Below are 3,197 nucleotides of genomic sequence, written 5' to 3' on the forward strand. Positions count from 1 at the left end.
CTGCGCTCGGCATGCCGGCGGGCGGGCGTGGTCTGGGAGCGCTGCGGACGCCAGGCACAGGGCGACGGCTACCTGGTCGTCCTCGAACCCGGCACCGACGAGACCCGGGTCGTCCCCCGCCTCCTGGACGGACTGGCCCACGGACTGGCGGAGGCCAACGACGGCACCCCGGGCGCCGCCGGCGGACCGGTCGGGGAGGACTCGGCGCACCCGCGCCCGATCCGGATGCGGGCCAGTCTCCACCAGGGCATCGTCCACGAGGCCGACAGCGGTTACGCCGGCTCGGCGGTGGTGGACCTCTTCCGGGTGCTCGACTCCGGCCCCGTACGCCGTGCCCTCGACGCCTTCCCCGACACCCATCTGGTGGTCGCCTTCTCCGACTCGCTCCACCGGGACCTCGTCGGTGCCGGCTACGCGGGGCTGCCGGCCGGCGGTTTCACGAGGGCCGAGATCGAGGTCGCCGCGAAGAACTTCACCGGCGTGGCGTGGATCCGTGCCGTACACCATGCGCCCCCTCCCCCCACCTCCCCTTCCCGCTCCGAGTGACAAGGACGGCCCCATGACCGACGCGACGCGACCGGACGGGCTGGACACGGTGCTCTCCCGGACCACCCAGGCCATCGAGATGGTGGGAGCGGACGACCGCGCCCCCTGGCTCTTCACCCGCTGCTGGATTCACGTGAGCCGCTTCGAGGCCGTCGGCTTCGACCCCGCCGACATCGACGCCGCCCTCGCCGACTTCGACGCCCTGCCCGAACAGCTCGCGGGACGGGCCAAGCTGGCGTCCGTCATCGCGACGTCCCTGCTCCGGTCCGGGTCGCTGCTGGGTTCCGCCCGCATGGCCGCGGCGGTCACCCTCGCCGGCATCGCCGACGCCGACCCGTCCCCCCTGCCGGAGTGGCCCGTGAACTCGGCCGCTCTGCGGGCGGCCGACCTGCTCGTGGCCTGGCAGGAGAACCGCCCGGGCTTCCGCCCGCGCGCCGCGCTCCTGGACCTGGAGCGGTACGCGCGGATCGTGGGTGACACCCAGCCCCATGCCACGCTCGTCCGGGCGGCCCGGATCGGACTGCAGCACCTGATCGCCCAGGAAACCCAGGGTGTGAGCCCCAACGAGGAGGTCTCGCGGGCTGTCCGGGACCTCGTCGAGGGCCTCGGGCCCGGATCGCCGCTGGCGGGACACGGCACGATCCTCGATCTGCTGCAGGAGGCCAACACCAAGGCCGTGCGGGGCGACGCCCAGGGCGCCCTGGAGACACTCGACCGCCTACGGCAGGCCGCGGACCGGATGCCTCCCGCGCTGCGGGCCTCCGCGCAGGAGGCGTTGGACTCGCTCGTACCCATGCTGGAGATGCTCGTCACCGGCGGCGCGGCCCGCCGGGGCGGGTCCGTGCGGCCACCCGGCGAGGACCAGATCGACCGGATGCGGATCGCGGCGGGCCGGCCCGGACTGCCGGACGCCGAGCGGGCCCTGCTGCTGTCCCAGCTCGCCATGACCCAACTCGCGGCGGACACACCGCAGTCCGTGGACGAAGCCGTCCGCCGGTTCACCGAGGTGCTGTCGCTCACCTCCGAACACGACCAGTACCGTCCCCAGTACCTGCTCCTGGCCGGCAACGCCCATCTGCGCCGGGTGGAGATGTCGGGCGGCCGGAGCGATCTGGAGACCGGCACCGAACTGCTGGATAAGGCACGGGAACTGGCCGCCTCCACCACGCACGGACTGTGGGCCACCATCGCCATGGGGCTCGCCCACGCCTACCGGCTGTCGGGGCGCGCGCCGCTGTGCCGCCGGACGGCGCTGCGCGGACTGCGCGGACACGCCTGGCGCGTGCTGCTGGAGAGCACGCCCGACGCGATGCAGGCCGCGGCCCGCGACGCCGCGGACGACGCCCTCACCACCGCGCGCTGGTGCCTGACGGACAACGACGCCGACGGCGCCGCCGCCGCCCTGGAGATCGGCCGCGGGCTCATCCTGTACGCCACCACCGAGACCCGGGACACCGAGGCCCGGCTCGCCGCGGCGGGGGAGACGGCCCTGGCGGAGGAGTGGCGCCGGGCCAGGCGGAGCAGCGCCCCGGGGGAGGAGCCGAGCGAACTGAGGCGGCGGGTGGTCAGCGCCCTCGCCGGCATCCCCCTCACCGACGACGGCTCGCCCGCGGCCGGCCCGGCGGACGGGACCACCCGGCTGCTCGATCCGCCGGAGGCCCCCGAGATCCGTGCCGCCCTGCGCGCCCTGGGCGCCGACGCACTCGTCTACCTCCTGCCCGGCGACGAGCGCAACGGCGCCGCCGTGGTGATCCCCGCCGACGCCCCCGCGAACTGGACACTGCTGCCGGACCTCAACGACGCCGGCATCGCGGCCTTCGACACCTTCCTCGCGGACGCCGCGCGGGGCATGGCGGGACGGGACGCACCCATCCGCGACAGCGCCCTGCGCGACGCCCGGATCGCGGCGCCGCGCGCACTCGACGGGATCTGCGAGTGGGCCTGGGACGCGGCCGTGGGCCCCCTGCTGCGGGGCCCCCTGGCCCCGCCCGGGGAACGGCCGCTGCGACTGGTGCTCGTCCCCGTGCGCGAACTGGCCCGGGTGCCGTGGCACGCGGCGCGCACCCGGTCCGAGGACGGCACCTGGCGGTACGCGATGGAGGACGTGGTCTTCTCCTACGCCCCCTCCGCCCGGCTGCTGTGCGAGTCGGCGTGGCGCAGCCCCGTCCCCCTCACCGGGGCCGGCCTGGTCGTCGGGGACCCCGACCCGGCCGGCGCGGCCCGGGACCTGCCCGCCGCCCGTCTCGAGGCGCTGGCCGTCAAGGACTCCTTCTACCCGGACGCCCGCTACATCGGCCGGATGCCGGACGGCGAGCCCGGCCCGGAGGGCGCCGGCACCCGCGCGGAGGTGCTCCGCTGGCTGGCGGACCCCGACGGCGGCCCCCTGCTGCACCTCGCCTGCCACGGCATCGTCGAGGAGAGCACCGCGGCCGGCGACAGCTCCTACGTGCTGCTCCACGGGGGCGAGCACCTCGCCGCGGAACAGCTGGTGCAGACACTGGGGGAGGGCCCGGACCGCCGGATCGCCCTCGCCGTCCTCGCCGCGTGCAGCACCGGCCGGTCGTCCCGCGGCCTCGACGAGGCGTTCAGCCTGAGCACCACGCTGCTGGCGGGGCGGGTCCGTACGGTGGTCGGCGCCAACTGGAGCGTGC

The 3,197-nt window shown here is 75.7% G+C and carries 1 protein-coding gene and 1 pseudogene; both read left to right on the top strand.

Features of this window, described 5'->3' with window-relative positions; translation table 11 throughout:
* Positions 1-546, top strand: a pseudogene (locus IE312_RS16140) (hypothetical protein); the annotation flags it as partial.
* Between the two features lie 13 nt (positions 547-559).
* The coding region (locus IE312_RS16145) for a CHAT domain-containing protein (RefSeq protein WP_189982357.1) at positions 560-3,197 on the top strand (2,638 nt) is incomplete at its 3' end.

The sequence above is a fragment of the Streptomyces capoamus genome, from assembly GCF_014654935.1.
Lineage (GTDB): Bacteria > Actinomycetota > Actinomycetes > Streptomycetales > Streptomycetaceae > Streptomyces > Streptomyces capoamus.